Origin of the sequence: Shewanella sp. DNRA4 (assembly GCF_012843185.1) — a bacterium.
GTDB classification, from domain to species: Bacteria; Pseudomonadota; Gammaproteobacteria; order Enterobacterales; family Shewanellaceae; genus Shewanella; species Shewanella xiamenensis.
Map to the genome: position 1 here is coordinate 378,435 of NZ_JABAIP010000001.1, position 17,432 is coordinate 395,866.

General features: G+C 46.1%; 14 protein-coding genes. 9 read left to right on the plus strand and 5 right to left on the minus strand.

The features are described 5' to 3' along the window. Positions 1–36: 36 nt before the first annotated feature. From HG547_RS01660 to HG547_RS01670, 3 genes are all read right to left on the minus strand, one after another. Positions 37–1,206: an isovaleryl-CoA dehydrogenase gene (locus HG547_RS01660; protein WP_169546732.1), complete on the minus strand. Its 1,170-nt coding sequence runs from the start codon at positions 1,204–1,206 to the stop codon at positions 37–39. A 144-nt stretch (positions 1,207–1,350) separates the two neighbouring features. Continuing rightward, complete coding sequence (locus HG547_RS01665) at positions 1,351–1,755, minus strand: MerR family DNA-binding transcriptional regulator (RefSeq protein ID WP_011072005.1); 405 nt, start codon at positions 1,753–1,755, stop codon at positions 1,351–1,353. Positions 1,756–2,015: 260 nt separating this feature from the next. Further along, positions 2,016–3,698 carry a L,D-transpeptidase family protein gene (locus HG547_RS01670; protein ID WP_169546734.1) on the minus strand — a complete coding sequence of 561 codons (1,683 nt, stop codon included), beginning with the start codon at positions 3,696–3,698 and terminating at the stop codon, positions 2,016–2,018. 225 nt (positions 3,699–3,923) lie between these two features. On the opposite strand from HG547_RS01670, the gene HG547_RS01675 reads away from it, so the two are divergent. The 6 genes from HG547_RS01675 (at position 3,924) to HG547_RS01700 (ending at position 12,382) form a co-directional block, all read left to right on the plus strand. Beyond that, a complete protein-coding gene (locus tag HG547_RS01675) occupies positions 3,924–5,831 on the plus strand; it encodes a propionyl-CoA synthetase (RefSeq protein WP_099458075.1) in 1,908 nt (635 codons plus the stop codon). A gap of 325 nt (positions 5,832–6,156) precedes the next feature. Continuing rightward, positions 6,157–6,471 (plus strand): quaternary ammonium compound efflux SMR transporter SugE, encoded by a 315-nt coding sequence (gene sugE, locus HG547_RS01680; protein WP_037425659.1) that lies wholly within the window; start codon positions 6,157–6,159, stop codon positions 6,469–6,471. Positions 6,472–6,699: 228 nt separating this feature from the next. After that, the gene (gndA, locus tag HG547_RS01685; RefSeq protein WP_169546738.1) at positions 6,700–8,226 is read left to right on the plus strand and encodes an NADP-dependent phosphogluconate dehydrogenase; all 1,527 of its coding nucleotides are present in this window, start codon (positions 6,700–6,702) and stop codon (positions 8,224–8,226) included. Between the two features lie 540 nt (positions 8,227–8,766). Further along, positions 8,767–10,890, plus strand: coding sequence for a S8 family serine peptidase (locus HG547_RS01690; protein ID WP_169546740.1), 2,124 nt, complete (start codon positions 8,767–8,769; stop codon positions 10,888–10,890). A gap of 10 nt (positions 10,891–10,900) precedes the next feature. After that, positions 10,901–11,365: a hypothetical protein gene (locus HG547_RS01695; protein ID WP_169546743.1), complete on the plus strand. Its 465-nt coding sequence runs from the start codon at positions 10,901–10,903 to the stop codon at positions 11,363–11,365. Positions 11,366–11,671: 306 nt separating this feature from the next. After that, the gene (locus HG547_RS01700) at positions 11,672–12,382 is read left to right on the plus strand and encodes a hypothetical protein (protein ID WP_144346038.1); all 711 of its coding nucleotides are present in this window, start codon (positions 11,672–11,674) and stop codon (positions 12,380–12,382) included. Positions 12,383–12,652: 270 nt separating this feature from the next. On the opposite strand, the gene HG547_RS01705 is transcribed toward HG547_RS01700, so the two are convergent. After that, on the minus strand, positions 12,653–13,549 hold the full coding sequence (locus HG547_RS01705) for a LysR family transcriptional regulator (RefSeq protein ID WP_144375989.1): 897 nt from the start codon (positions 13,547–13,549) through the stop codon (positions 12,653–12,655). A gap of 201 nt (positions 13,550–13,750) precedes the next feature. Here HG547_RS01705 and HG547_RS01710 point away from each other — a divergent pair, with 201 nt between their 5' ends. Together HG547_RS01710 and HG547_RS01715 are read left to right on the plus strand one after the other, a co-directional pair. After that, positions 13,751–14,227, plus strand: a complete 477-nt coding sequence (locus HG547_RS01710) for a DoxX family protein (RefSeq protein ID WP_169546745.1) — start codon at positions 13,751–13,753, stop codon at positions 14,225–14,227. A gap of 70 nt (positions 14,228–14,297) precedes the next feature. Further along, on the plus strand, positions 14,298–15,107 hold the full coding sequence (locus HG547_RS01715) for a class III extradiol ring-cleavage dioxygenase (protein ID WP_169546748.1): 810 nt from the start codon (positions 14,298–14,300) through the stop codon (positions 15,105–15,107). Positions 15,108–15,245: 138 nt separating this feature from the next. Here HG547_RS01715 and HG547_RS01720 read toward each other — a convergent pair whose 3' ends face one another. Continuing rightward, positions 15,246–16,121, minus strand: a complete 876-nt coding sequence (locus HG547_RS01720; RefSeq protein ID WP_037425645.1) for a 1,4-dihydroxy-2-naphthoate polyprenyltransferase — start codon at positions 16,119–16,121, stop codon at positions 15,246–15,248. A 330-nt stretch (positions 16,122–16,451) separates the two neighbouring features. On the opposite strand from HG547_RS01720, the gene HG547_RS01725 reads away from it, so the two are divergent. Further along, a complete protein-coding gene (locus HG547_RS01725; protein ID WP_169546750.1) occupies positions 16,452–17,384 on the plus strand; it encodes an SDR family NAD(P)-dependent oxidoreductase in 933 nt (310 codons plus the stop codon). The last annotated feature ends 48 nt before the right edge of the window (positions 17,385–17,432 follow it).

The following is a 17,432-nucleotide window of genomic DNA, read 5'->3' on the forward strand; positions in this document are numbered from 1 at the left end:
CTTAAGCCGAGTCATGCGTCATTCGCCCTAGGCTGCTTATTTCGATTCGTTATAGAGTTCGCGGCCAATCAGCATACGGCGAATTTCTGAGGTGCCAGCACCGATCTCATAGAGTTTGGCATCGCGCAGTAAGCGGCCAGTGGCATACTCGTTGACATAACCGTTACCGCCGAGCAATTGAATGGCATCCAGTGCCATTTTGGTCGCCAATTCAGCGCTGTAAAGAATGGCGCCCGCGGCGTCTTTACGGGTGGTTTCACCGCGATCGCAGGATTTGGCCACGCTATAGACATAGGCTTTAGCGGCGTTCATACCTGTGTACATGTCGGCTAATTTGCCTTGTACTAATTGGAATTCACCGATGGATTTACCAAATTGCTCACGCTCGTGGATATAGGGCACGACGATATCCATACAGGCATTCATAATCCCCAGCGGGCCGCCTGAGAGCACGACGCGCTCGTAATCTAAGCCACTCATCAGCACTTTAACGCCGTTGTTTAGGCCGCCAAGAATGTTTTCCTCTGGCACTTCCACCTCTTCAAACACCAGTTCGCAGGTGTTTGAACCGCGCATGCCTAATTTATCGAGTTTTTGCGCTTGGCTGAAACCTTTAAAACCACGCTCAACGATAAAGGCGGTGATGCCGTGGGCGCCCTTAGTTAGGTCGGTTTTGGCATAAATTACATAGGTATTGGCATCGGGACCGTTGGTGATCCACATTTTGTTGCCATTGAGGATATAACGGTCGCCTTCTTTACGGGCGTGCAGCTTCATTGAAACCACATCTGAGCCGGCATTGGGCTCACTCATTGCCAGTGCGCCGATATGCTCACCGCTCACCAGTTTGGGTAAGTATTTGGCTTTTTGTGCAGCATTACCGTTACGGTTAATTTGGTTCACACACAGATTAGAGTGGGCGCCATAACTTAACCCAATAGAGGCCGAGGCACGGGAAATCTCTTCCATGGCGACCACGTGGGCAAGATAGCCCATATTTGCACCGCCGTATTCCTCAGGCACAGTGACACCTAAAAGCCCCATCCCACCGAGCACGGGCCAAATTTCGTTAGGAAAGGCGTTGTCGTGGTCGACTTTAGCGGCAATGGGGGCGATTTCGTGTTGAGCAAAATCGTGCACCGCATCGCGCAGCATATCGACTTCTTCGCCTAGGCCAAAATTGAGACTGGTGTAGAGTGAGTTCATTGCTTGTGTCCTATCTTAGGTTCTAATTTATATTTTTATGATTATTAGGTGCTTGAGTCTTTAAAACCGTCTTACAGTGCGTGATTTATCCCTGTCACGCGGTCGTACCAACTGAGGTGTTGATTAATGCTATGCCCGCCTGTTTTACGCTTTGACTTTGCTTTCTTCTAGGGCGAGGCGGCATTGCTGCTCGGCCGAGTTTAGCTCCATCAGGACCACTTTAATGTCGTCCATTTGCTGTTGCAGGGCGGATTTTTTCTCTTCCACTAGGGCAAGCATGGTATTGAGCTGGGTGGTGCTGCTCTTGTCGGCATCGTAAAGTTCGAACAGGCGACGGGTTTCTGCGAGGGAGAACCCAAGGCGCTTGCCGCGCAGGATTAGTTTGAGTCGAACCCTGTCCTTAAGACTGTAAATACGGGTTTGACCGCGACGTTTTGGCTTAAGTAAGCCTTGGTCTTCGTAAAAACGAATGCTTCGGGTCGTGATATCAAACTCTTTGGAGAGATCACTGATCGAATAAGTCGTTTGTGGCGTGTTAGTTGCGCTCATTCAGGCACCTTAGTTAATCATTTTTATGCAAGATATATGAAGTTTACGTAAAGGTAAAGATTGTGGTGTGGTTAGTCGATTTTTTTTGTCAATTCTTGTTGCCACTTGGCTCAAGCTGTGTTGTTTAACATGTTGATAAATATTACGTTAGCTTGAACTCAAACAAGTGTTTTTTTAGGTGAGCCCACCCATATTGCCTTAAGGCTCCACGGGGGAAGAGAACTTATTAAGTGGTGGCGTTAAGGCAGGCGTGTAAGCCGTTATTCCAACGTATTGAGCAAGCCATCATCGGCTAACACACCCTCATAGGTTGGGCGATTTAATGCTTCGATAAGTACCGGGTCACGTGTGTATATATCATTGTAAAATTTAATTTTTCCGTTTTTGATGGTCACGGTCCAATACATAATCAAAATATCTAAGGGCTGATCTAAAAACAGGTTTTCTGTTTTTCCCTCTGCAAGTTTGCAATTGAGCGTTTCACTGGACCAATTCGCATTGGCGCTCAGCAGTTTATCGGCGAGCACGAGAGGATCTTTCACTCGAATACAACCGTGACTGAAGGCTCTATTGGTTTGCTCGAATAGATTTTTCGATGGCGTATCATGCAGATAAATTGAATATTGGTTTGGGAAGATAAATTTAACTAAACCAAGGGAGTTATCTTCCCCTGGCCCCTGCACAAACCAGTAGGGAAAGTTTTTGCGGGTCATACTGTGCCAATCGATGCCGCGAGCATCGACGGGCGTGCCCGAGGCTTCGACGACTTTAAAGTGCTTTTTTTGCAGATAATCGGGATCTTTACGTAAGTGGTTGATGATCTCCGTGGAGATACTGCGGGGCACGGTCCAAGTGGGATTCACAACCACATATTTTAATTTGGATTTAAACAATGGCGTCTTTGCGTCGATTTTGCCGATGATAATGTCGGTGCGCCAGTTTAAGTTATTGTCTTTAAATAGTAATAATTCGTAGCCAGCCAAATTAACCAGCAGATAGTTTGCCGGCAAGTTGGCTGATAGCCAGCGGGCACGCTCGAGGTTAATGCGGATCTGCTCGACCCTTTGTGTATAGGGAACATTTAACGCCGCCATTGTGCCTGCGCCTATCACCCCATCGGCCTTAAGGCTGTGGTCAGTTTGAAATTGACGTACCGCAGCTTCAAGCGTGCTGTCATAAGTTAATGGCTCGTTCACGGCGGCGCTATTCTCCGCTGGCGAGCTTGCTGCTAAGTAACCTAACTCTTTTAGCCGTGTGGCAATGCCTGGTACCGAGGGGGAAGTGCTGCCGGGTTTAATGACTTCCGTATAAGGAATCGTGGTAAAGGGATAGCGAGCGGCCAAGTCTTTGTACTGGGCAAGATACTGTTTAAGCTGGTGATATGGCGCAATCTTAGGCGCTAAGCCTGTAATCGCCTCGGCCACAGTGTGCGCTTTAATGTGTTCTTCAAGCTGTTTTAATGTGGTATCAAAATCCAGATGGGCTTCATCATAGTTCCAAGTTTTGCCGAGCATACTGGGATTGACTTTTCCATTAAGTAAATGAATAGCATAGGTAATAATGCCATCGGTTAGCAGCACTTCAAATACACTACTGCGATACTCATCTTGCCAATTTGATGCACTCAGTTGTTGGTAAAGTTCGACCAACTTGGGATAGTGGTAATCTTCCTTCGCAAGACCCTCTTCATCGGCACTTTTAATTACATCGAGTAGCGTGCCCGCATAGTCTTTATCCTCCCAGAGCGCTTGATATTGGCGCACTTGATAGACCCGTGAGAGTAACTTAGCGCTGATGATCTGAGTGTTATCTACGTTAGCCCGCTCACCGATAGACAGGGGTTCGAGTAATGCTTCAAGTTGTTGTGTCGAAGCAAAACAAGCCGTACTGACGAGATTGATGAATAGGAGTAGACCGAGTTTGAATTGGCTGAAGCGGCGCATAATGAGTATTTCTTTCCGTGAAAAATCCATTAAAGACATAAGATTATGTGGAAGTCTTCTACACGGCAAGTGTTAGATGGTCTATCTCTTCGGATTTATTTTTTAACCCCAGTATATCCCTTAGTCTAATGGGGGAATAATGCGTGGCAGGTCATAATCAACCTCGGAAGGAAGGGGAGAGTTTCATCTGTGTTGACACGGATGAGTGTCATGATGGGAGGCCTTATGACAGATGTTGGACAACAATTACATCAGACATCTATTGCGAACAAACAGGCATTTTGGCAACAAGCAGCCAAGGCCTTAGATTGGGTTACGCCAAGCAAACAAATATTAGATGAAAGCGAGGCACCATTTTACCATTGGTTTAGCGATGGTGAGTTAAACACGTGTTATAACGCGATAGACCGACATGTGTTAGCGGGACGTGGTGAGCAGATTGCGATTCATTACGTTAGCCCAGTAACTGAAACCGAATACAGTATTACCTATCACGAACTGCAGGCTCAGGTAGCAAGGCTTGCAGGGTATTTGCGTACTATGGGGGTGACAAAGGGTGATCGGGTGGTTATTTATATGCCGATGGTACCCGAAACGGCCTATGCCATGCTTGCCTGCGCGCGCATTGGCGCCATTCATTCGGTGGTATTTGGTGGCTTTGCGGCCAATGAACTTGCCACCCGTATCAATGATGCCAAACCTAAGCTGGTAATGTCTGCCTCCTGCGGGATTGAACCTTCAGGGGTTGTGCCCTATAAACCCCTACTAGATAAAGCATTAAATGAAGCGGTGCACAAGGTTGAGCATTGCTTGATTTTAAACCGCCCTCAATATGAAGCGCAGATGCAAACTGGCCGAGACGCCGATTGGCAGACCGCGCTTAAAGGATGCGAAAGCGTTGACTGCGTCACGGTAAATGCTACCGATCCTTTATATGTGCTCTATACCTCTGGCACTACAGGCCAACCTAAAGGGGTGGTGCGTGACAATGGCGGTCATGCGGTCGCATTAGCTTGGTCGATGGCCAATATTTACGATATTCATCAAGGCGATGTGTTTTGGGCGGCATCGGATGTGGGTTGGGTTGTTGGTCATTCCTATATTGTTTATGGTCCGTTACTCGTGGGGGCGACCACGCTGTTATACGAAGGCAAACCCGTTGGCACACCCGACCCCGGCGCCTTTTGGCGTACGATTGCCAAGTATCAAGTTAAAAGTTTTTTCACCGCGCCCACGGCGATTCGCGCTATTAAGCGTGAAGATCCCGACGGCGAATTTATTCAAGGTGTTGATTTAAGCTGCTTGAAGAATGTCTTTTTAGCCGGGGAGCGCTGCGATCCCGACACACTGCATTGGGCTGAAGACAAGTTACATAAACCGGTTATCGATCATTGGTGGCAAACTGAAACAGGTTGGCCAGTAGCCGCAAATCTAATGGGGGTGGCGCCGATTGCGGTTAAAGCCGGCTCACCGGGGCGACCCGTGCCTGGATACGAAGTTGATGTGGTCGATGAGCTGGGCGCTAAAGTGGCGGCGAATGTCTCTGGCAATGTGGTGATAAAATTACCCTTGCCACCGGGCACGCTCACAACGCTCTGGCAAAACAACAAACGTTATCAAGACAGTTACTTATCTATGTACCCAGGTTATTACCTTACAGGGGATGCGGGTTATATGGATGAGGATGGCTATCTGTATATCATGAGCCGCATCGATGACATCATTAACGTTGCGGGTCATCGTCTCTCTACTGGGCGGTTTGAAGAGGTGTTGTGCCAGCATCCCGATGTCGCCGAAGCCGCAGTGATTGGTGTTGATGACAAATTAAAGGGCCAAGTGCCATTAGGCTTAGTGGTACTTAAAAAGGGCGTGACTATTACGGATGAGGAGCTGCATAAGCAGTTAATTGCCCTCGTTCGCCAAGAAATTGGTCCCGTTGCGTCCTTTAGGTTGGTGAGCGCGATTCAAAAACTGCCGAAAACTCGCTCGGGTAAAATCCTGCGCGGCACTATGCGTAAAATTGCCGATAATCAGCAATATACGGCGCCAGCGACCATTGAAGATCCGCAGACCCTCGATTTAGTCCGCACGACCTTAACCCGCATGGGCTATGCCGATGCTCTCGTGGGGTAATCTGACTAGGTAGTCGTGAGCGTCCTTGAATAGGGGCCGTAAAGCCAAGATAAAGCGATAGTCTGATGAGTGCAGTCTCATCAGGCTATCGCTTGAATTTTGCGAAAAGGGCTGAAGTCCAAGGCTTGCTCTTAGATGTCACTATTTGTTAGTCTAGCCCGCATACTTAATCGTCGAGCTTTTACAAAGCACGATTAAGGCATTGGATCTTAAGCTTTATATCTAGATTCCAATTGTTAGAGACATTACACATTTCACAACGGCTTAGGGACGACCCTAAATACGCCGATATCAATTTGGGGACGACCCCGTATGGGAGTTCTCTATGAGCTGGTTACTGTTAATACTTGCTGGACTTTTTGAAATTGGTTGGGCCATCGGACTCAAATACACCGATGGTTTTACTCGCTTGTGGCCGAGTGTGTTTACTTTGCTCTCCATGGCGTTCAGTGTGTTGCTACTGGGCCTCGCCGTTAAGCAATTGCCGATAGGCACGGCTTATGGGGTGTGGGTTGGCATAGGTGCCATGGGCACGGCAATTGCGGGCATTATTCTCTTAGGCGAGGGAGTGAGCTTGCTGAAAATCGCCAGCTTAATCCTCATTTTGCTTGGCGTACTCGGCTTAAAACTCGCTCATTAATCAATTCTCTTCCCCAAGGAAGCGCTCGCCCCAGATGTATACGATTGGTAAAGATGTTTGATGAGATCTAGGAATATTTTCCTGAAAAAACAACGCATCTTAGACTGTAATCGAGATTGCCAATCGTATGCATCGTCTATTGTCTCTGGTAATTAAGTTACAAAGCCCGATATAATTACACCTCCAAATTGGTTATTTCTAACCTCTGTGACCCGTGGGAATTATATAATGCAAAACCACAGCAATCTTAATGACATTGGCGTGATTGGCCTTGGCGTGATGGGCAAAAACCTCGCGCTAAACATTGCCGACAATCAATATCGCGTCAGTGCCTTCGATCTCGATCCTGTTAAAGTCAACGGGGTTTTACAACAAGAAAAACAAGAACGTGTAGGACAGGATCTGCGTATTAAAGGCTGTGCTAATCTTTCAGAAATGTTAGCCAGCCTCACTCATCCCCGTATTCTCGTGCTATCTGTCCCTGCGGGTGCACCTGTGGATGGGGTATGTCATGCCCTGATTTCTGCTGGTATCGAAGCGGACGACATCGTAATCGATACGGGCAACAGTCTTTGGACTGACACCGTTGAACGCGAAAAGCGTTATCAAGGCAAATTTATCTTCTTCAGCTCAGCCGTTTCGGGCGGTGAGGTTGGTGCGCGTTTTGGGCCTTCATTAATGCCAAGCGGCGATCTTGGCGCATGGCAACATGTTGCGCCGATTTGGAAGGCTATTGCCGCTAAGGTTGACCCTAAAACGGGGCTGCCGATTGAGCGTTTTGAGCCGGGAAATCCGGTGACCGAAGGCGAACCTTGCACGACCTATATTGGGCCTGCGGGTGCTGGGCATTATGTGAAAATGGTGCATAACGGCATTGAATACGCCGATATGCAGCTGATTTGCGAAGCCTATCAATTAATGCACGATGGCTTAGGCATGAGCGCAGCACAGGTAGGTGAGGTGTTCGAACGCTGGAATAAGGGCAGTTTAAACAGTTATCTGATGGGGATCAGCGCCGAGGTGCTCAAACAGGCGGATCCGCTAACGGGTAAACCGTTAGTTGAGATGATCCTCGATAAAGCAGGGCAGAAGGGCACTGGACTTTGGACTGCGGTGAGCAGTTTACAAATAGGTTGTCCGGCTCCCACCATTGCCGAAGCGGTTTATGCGCGCGCGGTGAGCACCCAAAAATCCCTCCGTGTTGAGCTCAGTAAAAAGCTTGCGGGCCCCTTATCTCCTGCGATGGATGAAAACCAAAAAGCCACCTTAATCGATGCCTTAGAGAGTGCGCTCTATTGCGCTAAGGTCTGTTGCTACGCTCAAGGTTTCCAACTGATGGCGATGGCGGCGCAGGAGCAAAAATGGCAACTCGATTTTGCTGAGATCGCGAAAATCTGGCGTGCGGGTTGTATTATTCGTGCCACCTTCTTGCAATCGATAACCCAAGCTTATCAAGCGGATGCTGACTTAAGTTGTTTGTTAATGGCAGACACCTTTGCAACTACCTTATCAGAAAAACAAACAGCGTGGCGCAGTGCTGTGGCGGCGGCGGTTATGCAAGGGATCCCTGTGCCTTGCATTAGCTCGGCACTGGCCTATTACGACAGTTATCGCAGTGAGACCTTGCCAGCTAATTTGCTCCAAGGACAACGGGACTTTTTTGGTGCCCATACTTTTGAGCGTTTAGATAAGCCAGCCGGTGAGAAATACCATTTAGATTGGAGTGCCACAAACAGAGTTTTAATTAAACTCTAGATAAAATAATTTGAATAGCCCCTAGAAATAGGGGCTTTTTTATTGGTCGTATCTTTTTAATAACTCAAACTTGTTTTATAAATGTTAATAACTTGACGCTTTAACCGTTTGCCATTCTATATTTTGGGACGGTTTAATTTTGCTGTTTTAATATTTTTAAAGAATTTGAAGATTCAAAATGTAAAAATTTATGTAATTTAAACAGTTTGTTGTCTTGTAATTTGAAAAAGCAAATAAAATTATTATCTTTTTGTTTTTAATCTGTTTTTTTATGTCTTATTTATTGTCTGTCTTTATCTGTTCTTAATTTTATCTGCTGATAAAATAATCGAATAAACCTATTCAGTCTTTCATTCTGTTTATATTTGTTTTCATAATTATTTCCTTTGTGTTAAATCTTTGCTTCCCATTTGATGCTTGTATTTTATAAGAGTTCATAGGGTATAACTAAAATAACAGAACTTAATGCGGAATAATGTTAATCAACATTATCACGCCAAATTAAGTTGTAATAAGTAATGAGAAGAAGGAATGTCTATTATGCGTATGTCCATTGTTGCATTAAGCATCACGGCGGCCTTATTGGCTGGCTGTGGGAGCGATGATAAGAAGACTCCGGCACCTGTGCCTAAAGTGAATACTGCCCCGACCACAGCGGATATGACTGTTGATGTGTCACAGTCGATTCTTTTTACTGGAAAACTTGAGGGGACGGATGCCGAAGGTGGTTTAACTTATTCTTTAGTGGACCCTGCCGATCTCAAACTCGGCACCTTTACGCTAGTCAATAAAAGCACGGGTGAATTTACCTATACATCTGATGCCAATGAAGGGACTGAGGTGGTTCGGTTCAAAGTCTCCGATGGCCAATTACAGGCTGAAGCCAATCTGACAATCAATATTAAGCATGGCGATCCACTCTTTACCTACCAATGGCATTTAAAAAACACTGGGCAGAATGCTTTTGCGGCTAACCGCGGTGTTGCCGGTGAAGATATGAATGTGAGCGGCGCAATTTCAGATAATGCTATGGGACAAGGTGTGATTGTCGCGGTGGTCGATAGCGGCTTAGAAATTGCTCATCCAGATCTAACAAATAACACTGTAAATGGTGGTTCATACAATTTAATTACAGGTACTGTTGATCCAACACCTTTCTCTGGGTCTGCGACAGCAGCTCATGGTACAGCAGTAGGAGGGATTATTGCTGCAGAAGGTTGGAACGGTATTGGTGGTCGCGGTGTGGCACCTAAGGCAAAATTAATTGGCTTTAACTTTTTAGATGAAGATCCAACGGGTAAAGTGACAAACGTACAAACATTTGAAAACTTTGCTAAATCCCACGGTGCCAGTGCCTATAGCGATAGTGCACGCGTTTTTAACCAAAGCTATGGTTACAGCGTGCCATTCCCTCATGGGTTTGATGAGGATGAAACCGAAGTTTATCAAGATATTGCAACGCAAAGCTTCGATGGCAAAGGCAGTATTTTCGTTAAGTCCGCGGGTAATGGGTATGACTACTATCGTTTCCGTACTTTCTGGTTACCGGGAGATTACTTCACGGCAACGACGGAAAATCCCGCTAACCACGGCTTACCTTTCCATAATTCCAACATGTCCTCTGACAATGCTAACGTTTATAACTTAGTTGTTAGTGCAATTAATGCTAAGGGTAAACTTTCTAGCTATTCATCCGTGGGCTCGAATATTTTTGTCACAGCACCCGGTGGTGAGTATGGTGATAATGATCCTGCGATAGTTACTACCGACTTTATGGGATGTGTGAAGGGCTCTGCAATCGCAGAAGATAGACCAAGCACGCCATTCCACGGTGGTTTAAACCCGTTAAACCCAAATTGTGATTACACATCGACAATGAACGGTACCTCGTCTGCGGCACCTAACACTTCGGGAGCTGTCGCTGTCATTATGAGTGCTAATCCAGATCTCACTTGGCGTGATATTCGCTATATTTTGGCGAAGACAGCTACCAAAGTTGATGCGGATATTGCGCCTAAAACCGTGACCATTGGTGAGGGGGAAGGTGCGCCAGTGTATACGGCTATCCCTAGTTGGTTACAAAACGCGGCGGGTTTTTCATTCCATAACCTCTATGGTTTTGGTCGAGTGAATTTAACTGAAGCCGTTAAGCTCGCCAAATCCTATGTACAGGACTTAGGTGACTATGTCGTAACCGAATGGCAAGCAAGCGCAGCGCTCACCAAAGCGATTCCCGATGCCGATATTAATGGCGTGACGGATACCCAAGTAGTCGCTGACGATTTAGTGATTGAAGCCGTGCAAATTGAGCTGACTGCCGATCACCTGCGTCTACCTGATTTAGCGGTAGAGCTGATTTCGCCTGCAGGTACTAAGAGTGTGTTGATGACACCTTATAACGGTTTAGTTTATCAAGGGGTGATGGATAAGAATGATCCGGATGATCTTGTTAAAGGCTATGATGCAACACCTATGTTATCAAATGCCTTCTATGGCGAATCATCAAAAGGTGAATGGACAATCAAGCTGATTGATGTGAATAGCGGTAGCTATCGATTTGTTAAATACGATCAAGGCTATATCTCAATCCCTAACGAAGCCGATGGCAAACTGAAAGGTTGGTCAATTCGTTTCCATGGCCATGCCGCCAAGTCTGCATCTTAAGGAGTAACCAATGAAAGCGTTAAATTTATCATTAGCAGCTGTTGCACTTTCACTGTCAGTTCAAGTAATGGCACATGACAAGATCGAACTCACTGAACCTCAAGCTGAGTCTAAAGGTGTTCAAGTGAGCCGTGCCGAGTTTCTCGGTTTAGATACACCCTACTTTGTTAAAACTGAGACTGGGGTTAAACAGGCTAAGCAATTGGTTAAAGGGCAGAAAGTGGTGACTCAATCGGGTAAACCCTTTGCCGAAATGACCGGAAAGTTAGTGGTTAAACTAAAACCAGGTGTATCAGCCGATGATTTTGCTAAGACTCACGGTTTAAAAGTTGATTGGCAGAATGACAATAACTTATTGCTGCTGGCCGCCGAAGAAGGTACTGATTTAATTGGCTTAATTCAAGCGGTTAAAGCCTCGCCTGAAGTGGAGCGTGCTAAGTTAGATCGCGCACTCGCCAAGCAAGAAATTCAGTAAGCCATTTAGCGAAGCTAAAAGGTGAATAAAGGGCCGCAAGGCCCTTTATTATGAGTCAATTATTAATATGAGCCTATTAACATCAGAGGCTTTATCGTAAAACGGCCAATAATATAACCACTTAGCGCTAAACTATTTGGTTCACGATGGGTTTACAGATTACAATCTGCTTCTATGCCTTGGGGCCGTGCTTCACTCGGCTTTAGCGCATGATTACCATGGACCATGTTTGCATTATTCCATGTACTTTTCCATACGAGTGGTTGCATTGTTCAGCCCGAAGGTTTCACCAACTCAAGTCTCAATATGAACTACTGGAATAGCGATAACTTTGAAGGATTAAAGTCGATAGGGACTCAGTATTCGGCTCTGAAGGGGTATGAACTTTTTGGCCAATATTGTCTGCAAAAAGAGCAAGGACTGAAGAAGCAAGCGATTGCGACGGTGAATACATTTGTGTCGCACTGTAAGAGCCAATCCTTGACTAAACAAAGGCAAATAGCTGAAGAACTATCATCCTTAGGTTATTGGCAGCGTGAAACACACCAGTTACTCGCTTACCCCCTCACCGTATTGCTCAAAAATGTGCTGGCCCAATGGGCGGTAGATGAACCCAACAACCCCATTCCACACAAATGGTTAGGCTATATTGGTGAGGATATCGCCTCCTATGAAAGGGCGTTAGCGCTTGAGCCTAAAGATGAAATTTGTCTTACTCAAGTTGCGTTGGCCCATTTAAGCAGTGTCGATTTTCAGACCCACCATTTATCTGAATCTGTATTGTTGGGCGATATAGTGCGAGCAAAAGACTCACTAGCATCAGCACACACATTAATCGAGCGATTACAAACGCAGGAGAGTAAATCAAGGCTGCAAAACCGGCATGATTATTACCAGTCGATGATAAATTGCTGGGAGGAGTATTCCACTCATGCTGTGGCTGAGTCGTTTCCGGATTGGTGCGCCGCCAAAGGCGAGCAGTTTGATTTTTGGTCAATTATTTATTATCGGCGCTGAGTTAATTGCTTGTTGGATAGCATGACTGAGTAATATGTGGGAAAAATTGCGTCATCGCGGCTGCAAATTACGCGATAAAACAACAATAGGCTTTTACTGAATAAGCATGATGAAAAGTGCATCAGAGTGTCACGCGCATTTATTTAAGTGCTCCTTTAGGCTGAACTGTTAGCTTCTATCAAGGCAGCCAGCCTTCAAAATATGACTGATTAACGAATGTCATATTCAGATTACATATACAGATAGTGTGATATCAAAAGAGGTCAATTATTAGCTTGGCTTAACGGCTAGTTGCACTAAATTGTCCCATAGCGCCTGTGCCACAGGGCCTAGTGGCGAGTGGGGCGGCCGCATCACATAGTAATCAAGTTGGATCAGGTTTTGTCTTTCTTGTAGTTCAAGCTGTTGTAAGCTTCCTTCTGCGATGGCTTCTTCGACCATATAATGGGGAAGTTTTCCCCATCCCATCCCTCCTTGAATAAGCATTTTCTTCGTATAAAAATCATTCACATACCAACGGCGCTGCCCAGCTTGCACCCCAAATTCGATATTGGCGGTGCCAGTGCCAGTATCTTGGATCACAATTTGGTACTCGTTCACCAATTGCCTTACATGACTTAGGTGGGGATAACGGCTCAGTAAACGGGGGGAAGCAACATCCAATAAACTCCCTGAAAATAAATAACCAAGCTCATAATGGCTTGAGCGAAGCAGCTCAATACCGCCAGCTGAAATCGCAATATCGGCTTTGCCTTGATTTAGGGCTTCAAGTGCCCCGGTTAAATACTCTTGTTTAAGAATAATTTGTGTATGTGGAAACTCATTTTGTGTGCGCTCTAACATCGGCAAGATTCGAGCAAGATTAAAGGATGCCTCAAAGGCTAAGGTGATACTGGCCTCGTTACCTTTGGCTAAATGCTTGGCCACTTGGCGCATTTCCTGCGCTTCATTCAGTACGCGCTGGGCGTATTGCAATAGTTTTCGTCCCTCTTGGGTCAGTGCTAACCGATAACCTTGGCGGTCGAACAGCACTACATCTAGCTGGGATTCCAATTGTTTAATGCTCTGACTGATCGCCGGCTGGGTCTTATGGAGTTTGTCACTGGCGGCCTTTAGCGAGCCAGCGAGGGCGACGGTATTGAACATCAGCAGTTGTTCTAAGGTCATGGCAATACCCTTAAACAAATAAATAATTATTTTAGAAGATGTTAGATATTATTCCATATTTATTTATTTTTTGTGGGCGCATAATCTCGCCATATTACAGTAGTGGGCACAAAATATGAGCCCACTACTTTGCGTTTAGAGTACTGTTTAGCAAGAGTTTATACGGAATTAGGTCTAAAAGTGATGAGCAATGAGGTCGTTATGTCTATCAATCAATTATGTTTTGCCAAAAGTGAAAACAAAACCTCGGCAGAGACCGACCCTGAAAAACTCTTTGTCTGTGCCAATACCTTAAATCGTGCGGCGGCTTTGGTAACGCTCGCCATGAGCATAGTGTTTTTATTCTCGGGCATGGGTAAGTTACTCAGCGTGCCGTTTTTCCATGCGCCCTTTAGCGTGATGAATTTACCAACGGGTTTTGGCTATTTTATCGGTGTGATTGAAGTGCTGGGTGCCATTGGCATTGGCTGGCGTGAATCTCGAGTCCTGTCGGCAACAGCATTACTGTCGGTGATGATGGGAGCCATTTATTACCACTTTAATTTTGAAGCTACCCTTAACGCGCTACCCGCATTGTTATTATCTGCCTTGCTTTTTTTAATCATCAAGTTAGATGAAACCGTCGATAGATTAGTGCGTTTTCAACGTCAGCTGGTGGACATAAAAGCGGTTTTCTGATTTTGGCCACCGCGCAGACAAGTTTTAATTTACAAGTGACAACTCACGGTTTAATCAAGAGACATTTACTATGACGTACGCGAACTCGGCTCAAATGCCAGTGCTGTTTGTTCCCCATGGTGGCGGGCCTTTACCATTACTCAATGATGCAAATCATCGGGAATTACGGTCATATTTATCCAAGGTGGCAGAGACTATTCCCACGCCCAAGGCGATTGTATTAGTTACTGCCCACTGGGAAGAGGCGCAGGTGACAGTGTCGAGCCATTCTCATCCTGGTATGCTGTTCGATTACTATGGTTTTCCCCCTGAGGCTTATACGCTTTCTTATCCTGCACCCGGTGAGCCGCAGCTTGCGGAAACCATTGCCAGTTTACTTAAGGCAAGCGGCATTGAGGTACGGTTGGATAATCAACGCGCCTTCGATCACGGCACCTTTGTGCCACTTAAGTTGATGTATCCTGAGGCCAACATTCCTGTGGTGCAAATGTCCTTAGTGCAGCATCTGGATCCGAGTGCCCATATTGCTATCGGTGAAGCATTGGCATCATTACGTACCCAAGGGGTGCTAATTGTGGGGTCTGGCATGTCGTTTCACAATATGCGCGCGTTTTTCTCCGGCGATCCTAAGGTGTTGCCTCGCAGCCAAGGGTTTGATACTTGGTTAACCGATGTAGTGACATCAGGCGATAACCACGCCAAGGCACAATTAATCGATTGGCAATCGGCGCCAGAGGCGCGTTTTAGTCACCCAAGGGAAGAGCATTTAATTCCTTTACATGTGTGTTTTGGGGCGGCGCATTTACAGACGCCAAAAGCCACGCATCAATTTAGTGGCGTGTTATTTAACACGGCAATCTCGGCTTATCTCTGGTCTTAATTTGTCCCTAAAAGCAAAAGGTTCATCATGTTGTGCGTTTGGCGCATCATGACGAACCTTTTTGTATTTTAACCTAGCTAATTGGTGGCTGGCTCTTACTCAGTAATGGGGACAACTCTGAGATGTTGGTATTCCAGCTTAAGCGGTAAACACCAGTCCCACACTGAATAGGGTACTGAAAATCATAGTAAGTTTTGCTGTGCGTCCCAATAGTGGATTAAGCGCCTCACCCGATACAGCATAGAAATCGCTACTGAGTTTACGGGCGATAAGCAGAGATAAACCCGCCAACAATACCGGTAATCCAGGCAGAATGCCCAGTAAGAATCCCGCGATCACTAAACCAAAGGGTAAGTAAATTAAGGCTTGATACAAGACTTTGGCCTGTGCTTCGCCAATCCTCACCGCGAGCGTATGTTTGCCCGCTTGGGTGTCGGTGCGAATATCGCGGGTGTTGTTAACTAACATAATGGCGGCGTTAAATAAGCCAATCGCACAGCCAAGTAGCCACGCATTCAAATTAGTATCACCTGCCTGCAAATAATAACTGCCGACCACAGCCACTAAGCCAAAAAACACAAAGGCGGCAACTTCGCCTAGCCCGTGTGAGGCTAAAGGATAAGGACCGCCGCTGTAGCCGAGGGCGCCTAAAATCGCCGCCGCCGCTAAAATCGCTATTGGCCAACCACCGTGCCAAATTAAATAGGAACCTACTGTTAACGCGAGTAATAAGCAGAAGATCATCGCATTACGTACTTTATAGGCTGGGATCATCCCGCTTTGCGTCACGCGAACTGGGCCAATACGTTCGGCAGTATCGATACCATTTTTAAAATCAAAATAGTCATTGGCGAGGTTGACAGCGATCTGCAATAAAATCGCGCACAACATCGATGTCACGGCAATTAACCAACTGAAACGCTCAAGGTGCAGCGCCAGAATATTACCAATTAACAGGGGACCGATTGCCGCGGGTAAGGTGCGAGGTCTGATGGCTAAAATCCAAGGATTCATGATGTCTAGTCGTTATCTAAAAAGGAATGAGTAGTGAACAGCGCCATAGCATAACAAGAAATTACCCTAAAGTGAGTACTATCTAATACACGCATGTAATAGAGTTTGAATTGGCGCACAGATGTTTCGCGGTTAGGGAAAAGATTTGCCGCCAATGTCAAAGAAAATCCACATTGTCTGTGCTTTTATAGTTTATGCCGTTTACCCGTATGTCATTGGTAAAGCCAGTAACTTAACGCTGATTGAGCCTTGAGTGTAAGGCAAGTCATCGGGCTTAGCTGCCGGAGAATGAGCACGTCACCTTTATGTCAATGATAAGGATTCGATAGGATGCGTTTCGATAACCAAGTGGCGTTGATCACCGGAGCTGGCGCAGGGCTTGGGAGAGCCTATGCCATTATGTTGGCAGAGCGGGGCGCCAAAGTGGTGCTTGTCGACCAACCTAAGGTGTCCTCTAAACGCCAAAAACACCCAGATGCTGACGATAGCAATGATGAATTGCGCCAAACCCATGAGACGATTTTAAAACTCGGGGCCGAGTGCCTTTGCTTTGAGGTGGATGTCAGTCAACAGATGGATGTTCAGACTATGGTGAATAGCTTGCTTCAATGTTGGCAGGGCGTGGATATATTAATCAATAATGCCGGTGTTTATGGTGCTCGTCCTTTTGAGCATATTCAACAAGCTGAGTGGCAGCGGCAGTTTGACGTTGATGTTAATGGCAGTTTTTATCTGACTCAAGCAATATGGCCAGCGATGAAAGCACAGGGTTATGGCCGCATTTTGATGACAACGGGGGTTTCGGCACTCTTTGGTGATTTACACCAAGTCGCATTCAGTGCCGCCAAGATGGCTTTAGTGGGAATGGTAAACAGCCTATCGATAGAGGGCGAGCAATATAACATTTATATCAATAGCTTATGCCCTCAGGCATTAACGGCTATGACTCGAAAGCATTTAGCTCCTGCGATTCAACCGCTATTTTGCTTTGATACGCTGACTGCGACCGTGGCGTTTTTAGTGAGTCCAAAGGCCCCTAATGGTCAGCATTTATTGGCGGGCGCTGGCAGTGTCAGCCACGGCAGATTCGCTGAGTTTCAGTCTATCTACTTTAGTGAGGGACAATGTACGCCCGATAAACTCGTGAAATATTGGTCAGAACTTCACAATGCCTTTCCGGTTAATTTACATTCCTGTGGTGAGGATAAAGTGTTGGCTTGGTCAAAGCAGAGCGCTCTTGAGCATCATATAAAAATTGAGTAGTTCGGCGTGCGTTTTGTTAAATCGTTAACAAACACCATGCCAAGTGAC

What these genes read in the sequence shown, in the direction of transcription:
- sugE (WP_037425659.1), top strand. Translation starts at nt 6,157, where the DNA reads ATGAGCTGGTTACTGTTAATACTTGCTGGACTTTTTGAAATTGGTTGG.
- HG547_RS01665 (WP_011072005.1), bottom strand. Translation starts at nt 1,755, where the DNA reads ATGAGCGCAACTAACACGCCACAAACGACTTATTCGATCAGTGATCTC.
- HG547_RS01715 (WP_169546748.1), top strand. Translation starts at nt 14,298, where the DNA reads ATGACGTACGCGAACTCGGCTCAAATGCCAGTGCTGTTTGTTCCCCAT.
- HG547_RS01700 (WP_144346038.1), top strand. Translation starts at nt 11,672, where the DNA reads ATGAACTACTGGAATAGCGATAACTTTGAAGGATTAAAGTCGATAGGG.
- HG547_RS01690 (WP_169546740.1), top strand. Translation starts at nt 8,767, where the DNA reads ATGCGTATGTCCATTGTTGCATTAAGCATCACGGCGGCCTTATTGGCT.
- HG547_RS01695 (WP_169546743.1), top strand. Translation starts at nt 10,901, where the DNA reads ATGAAAGCGTTAAATTTATCATTAGCAGCTGTTGCACTTTCACTGTCA.
- HG547_RS01675 (WP_099458075.1), top strand. Translation starts at nt 3,924, where the DNA reads ATGACAGATGTTGGACAACAATTACATCAGACATCTATTGCGAACAAA.
- HG547_RS01710 (WP_169546745.1), top strand. Translation starts at nt 13,751, where the DNA reads ATGTCTATCAATCAATTATGTTTTGCCAAAAGTGAAAACAAAACCTCG.
- HG547_RS01705 (WP_144375989.1), bottom strand. Translation starts at nt 13,549, where the DNA reads ATGACCTTAGAACAACTGCTGATGTTCAATACCGTCGCCCTCGCTGGC.
- HG547_RS01670 (WP_169546734.1), bottom strand. Translation starts at nt 3,698, where the DNA reads ATGCGCCGCTTCAGCCAATTCAAACTCGGTCTACTCCTATTCATCAAT.
- HG547_RS01725 (WP_169546750.1), top strand. Translation starts at nt 16,452, where the DNA reads ATGCGTTTCGATAACCAAGTGGCGTTGATCACCGGAGCTGGCGCAGGG.
- HG547_RS01660 (WP_169546732.1), bottom strand. Translation starts at nt 1,206, where the DNA reads ATGAACTCACTCTACACCAGTCTCAATTTTGGCCTAGGCGAAGAAGTC.
- HG547_RS01720 (WP_037425645.1), bottom strand. Translation starts at nt 16,121, where the DNA reads ATGAATCCTTGGATTTTAGCCATCAGACCTCGCACCTTACCCGCGGCA.
- gndA (WP_169546738.1), top strand. Translation starts at nt 6,700, where the DNA reads ATGCAAAACCACAGCAATCTTAATGACATTGGCGTGATTGGCCTTGGC.